At 47.9% G+C, this 4,012-nt stretch carries 3 protein-coding genes; all 3 read left to right on the plus strand.

The annotated features are described in order from the left end of the window. Positions 1-19 precede the first annotated feature (19 nt). On the plus strand, positions 20-2,686 hold the full coding sequence (locus tag F8N00_RS16750; RefSeq protein ID WP_058714010.1) for an MMPL family transporter: 2,667 nt from the start codon (positions 20-22) through the stop codon (positions 2,684-2,686). An 84-nt stretch (positions 2,687-2,770) separates the two neighbouring features. Beyond that, on the plus strand, positions 2,771-3,619 hold the full coding sequence (locus F8N00_RS16755; protein ID WP_058714011.1) for an MBL fold metallo-hydrolase: 849 nt from the start codon (positions 2,771-2,773) through the stop codon (positions 3,617-3,619). A gap of 77 nt (positions 3,620-3,696) precedes the next feature. Next, positions 3,697-3,825, plus strand: coding sequence for a hypothetical protein (locus tag F8N00_RS16760; protein ID WP_255359383.1), 129 nt, complete (start codon positions 3,697-3,699; stop codon positions 3,823-3,825). Positions 3,826-4,012: the final 187 nt, after the last annotated feature.

Here is a 4,012-nt window from a genome sequence, read left to right on the forward strand (position 1 = left end):
GGGAAGAGGAGAATCGGATATGCGACAAATCGTCAAATGGCGCTGGGCAATTCTTGCGTTATTGCTCATCGTCACAGTAGGGTTACTGTTTACGGCACCAAACTTGGCTAAACAAGCAGAAGAAGCAGGTGCGATTCAGCTTGCAAATGATGCTGATTCACAACGGGCAGCTGACATTTTAGAAAAAGCGGGGGCAAGTGAAGAAACCATTTCTCTCGTCATTCCGCTCAAAGACAAAGTCAGCGATGCCGATCGAACATCAATCGGGCAAATCGTTAAGGATTTAGAAGCACTTGATCGTCCGGTTACGGATGTGCTCGATCCGTTTGAAAACAAAGAGACGGAAGGACAGCTCGTCTCAAAAGACAAAAAGACAGTTCTCGTGCCAATCACGGTCGACGGTTCGCAAGAAGAGATCGTCAAACTAGCAAAACAAATCCGGACGGACCTCTTACCAAAGGATCAAACGATTTATCTAACGGGTGAAGCGTTAATCAATGATGACGTCAATACGAGCTCGCAAGAGGGACTGAAGCGGACGGAACTGATTACGGTCGGATTGATTTTCGGACTGCTTCTGCTCGTCTTCCGTTCAGTCGTCACACCGTTCGTCCCACTCGTTGCGGTTGGGTTTACGTACCTGATCAGCCAATCACTCGTCGCCTTTTTCGTCGATTGGTTCGGCTTCCCAGTATCGAACTATACGCAAATCTTCCTCGTTGCCATCCTGTTCGGGATTGGGACGGACTATTGTATTTTGCTCCTGAGCCGGTACAAGGAAGAGTTGACGGCAGGACACGACGTTGAGACAGCAATCGTCAACACGTATAAGACAGCAGGGCGTACGTTACTAATCAGTGGTCTCGCTGTTCTCGTCGGCTTCTCGGCGATTGGATTTGCGGACTTCCCGATCTTTAAATCGTCGGTCGCTGTTGCAGTCGGGATTGCCGTACTCTTGCTTGTCTTGTTTACACTTGTTCCATTCTTCATGGCGACATTAAAAGAAAAGCTATTTTGGCCATCGAAGAAGGCGGCGAGTCACCAAGACAGTAAACTGTGGGCACAGTATGGTGGACTATCGATTCGTCGTCCGTTGCTTGCGATGATCATCGTTGCGATCATCACGGTCCCGACACTCTTTACGTATGATGATGACCTTTCGTTTAATACCGTCGATGAGATTGGTACGAAGTATGAGACGGTAAAAGGACTCAATGCGATCTCGGATGGATTTGGTGCAGGTGAGTCGCTCCCGGTCAACGTCATCCTGAAGAGTGACGATGATTTGATTACTGAAAAAACAGTTCCTTATGCGGAACAACTCAGTCGCGAACTGGTGAAGATTGACGGGGTCAAATCGGTTCGTTCGATTTCTCGTCCGACAGGCGAAGTCATCAATGATTTCTACGTCGATCGTCAATTAAAACAAGTTGCTGATGGTATGAAGAAAGCTACCGCCGGTCTCACGGATGTTCAGTCTGGTCTGACGACGGTGGAAGATAATTTGAATGGGATTACAGGACAGCTACCAGCAGGAGACGCGGCTTCAGCAGGTGCGAGTCAGTTGCAACAAGCAGCAGACGGACTTGGGCAAATTAACCAACAGTTGACGCTCGTCGGTCAAGGTCTACAATCGACCCAAAACATTCCGCAAACCGTCGGAACGTTGAATGCCTTGTCTGGTCAATTGAGCCAAGTTCAAGCCGGCATCAGTCAAGCAGCAAGTGGGATTGCGTCTCAAGGTGCGCAAGCCGGTCAACTTGGAAGTGGGTTGACTCAACTCGCGGACGGTGTCGGTCAAGCGAACGCAGGATTGACGAAAATTGAAAGTGGTCTTGAAGACATTTCTGATCTTCTGACCGAGATGGGACAAGCGACATCGATTCGGGGGACAGGTGTGTTCGTTCCAAAAGATACGCTGTCGGATAAAGCCTTTAAACCAGCAATTGATCGTTACGCGATCGATCAACAGACGGGATTGAAGTTCGAAGTCATCCTCGAAGATGATCCGTATTCTCCGGAAGCGATTCAAACGGTCGCTGCGATCAAAGAGACGACAGCGAAGACAATCAAAGGTACACCGTTTGAAGACAGCAGTGTTGCATACGGTGGTATCTCAAGCGTCAACAGTGATTTAAACGATACGTCGAAAGCCGATTTCAAACGAACAGTGACGGTCATGCTGATCAGTCTCTTCGTGATTCTAGCAATCATGTTCCGTTCGTTGATCATGCCGTTGTTCATGATCGGTTCGTTATTGCTGACGTATTATACGTCGATGTCGATCGCAGAGCTGATCTTCGTCAACGGACTCGGATATGACGGTATCAGTTGGGCCGTTCCGTTCTTCGGATTCGTTATGTTGATTGCCCTTGGTATCGACTACTCGATTTTCCTACTCGACCGTTTCCGGGAAGAGACCATCAAGGGACTCGATACGAAGGAAGCGATGTTCCTGTCGATGAAAAAGATGGGGTCTGTCATCATCACGGCAGCGATCATCCTCGCAGGAACCTTCGGAGCGATGATGCCGTCTGGTGTCTTGAGTCTCGTTCAAATCGCGACGATCGTCATCACAGGTCTACTCTTGTATGGTTTGATCGTCTTACCACTCTTGATTCCAGCGATCACGGTATCGTTTGGCAAAGGGGTCTGGTGGCCGTTTCGACCAAACGCTAAAAAATAATAACTAACCAGACCGGGTTCGTCTTCTAGATGAACCCGGTTTTGTCATGACGTATACTAAAAGCAGATGATAAGGAGGTAGAGCATGCAACACTTCAAACAACTAACTTCACGGATTTGGTATCAGACACCGGTCAGCGAGACGGACCGCCCGATTCTCGCCGTCGTACGTGGGGAAAATCATCAATTGATGATCGATGCGGGAAACTCGTCAGCTCATGCAGCACTATTCTTAGAAGAAATGAAGAAACACAATCTTGGATCACCTGATTTATTGGCATTGACCCACTGGCACTGGGATCATATTTTTGGGATGAAACATCTCGGTCTGCCGTCAATCGCGACCAAGCAAACGATCGAACGAATGAAGGAGATGCAACCATACGCTTGGACAGATGGAGCGTTACAAGAACGAATGGATCAAGGCATCGAGATTCCGTTTTGTGCGGACGCGATCAAGCTCGAGTTCGGTTCGACACGTGATATTGAAGTCGTTTTACCGACGATCGGCTTTGAAGGACAACTGGATCTTGATTTGGGCGGGGTACACTGTCAGTTGATTGAAGTCGAAAACGATCATTCCCCGGAAAGTCTACTCGTCTACATTCCGGAAGAACGTGTCGTGTTCTTAGGCGACGCGATGTATGCCGATATCTTTTCACCGAAGTGGAATTATACGGTCGAACGGACGACGCGTTTACTAACGACACTCGATCGTTTAGATGCCGACTATTATATCTGGTCGCATGGAGAAGCGATGCCGAAGTCGGAATTTGAAGAAGAGATCAACATGTTGCGTCGAGCCATTCGCGTAACAGAAGCGACCGGAGGACGACTGAAGGACATGCGGACCTTATATGCAGAAGAGACAGGACGACCGTTGACAGAAGATGAGACCGAAACATTGATTTATTTCGCAAATGGAACGAAATGACAGATCATAACAAGGGATTGGATACGAGACGTCGAAAAAGAGAAGTACTACGAGCTTGTTAAAGGGAGCGGTACTACATGACGAAGCAAAGATTCGAACGAGATGAAACCGTCGATCGCGTCTTTTTTGGGAAAACGGGCATCTTCTCATTTTTAATCATCGTCGGAGGCATTCTATATCTACTATATGATTTGTATTTACAATGACCGGGACGCATGCGTTCCGGTTTTTTGAATTCAGGGGAGTGCACGAAAACCAGATATTGGGTAATAACTTGCGTGAGGCTGTTCGAGAAGGTGAGAGGAGATGTCGGATGAAACGAATTCAAATTGCGGATTTTGATCGACGCATGCCATCGATTGAACTGGTCGAAAAGGATGATCACTATGAAGC

Origin of the sequence: Exiguobacterium sp. A1_3_1 (assembly GCF_048985645.1) — a bacterium.
In the GTDB taxonomy this organism is placed as follows: domain Bacteria; phylum Bacillota; class Bacilli; order Exiguobacteriales; family Exiguobacteriaceae; genus Exiguobacterium_A; species Exiguobacterium_A indicum.

What these genes read in the sequence shown, in the direction of transcription:
- F8N00_RS16760 (WP_255359383.1), top strand. Translation starts at nt 3,697, where the DNA reads ATGACGAAGCAAAGATTCGAACGAGATGAAACCGTCGATCGCGTCTTT.
- F8N00_RS16750 (WP_058714010.1), top strand. Translation starts at nt 20, where the DNA reads ATGCGACAAATCGTCAAATGGCGCTGGGCAATTCTTGCGTTATTGCTC.
- F8N00_RS16755 (WP_058714011.1), top strand. Translation starts at nt 2,771, where the DNA reads ATGCAACACTTCAAACAACTAACTTCACGGATTTGGTATCAGACACCG.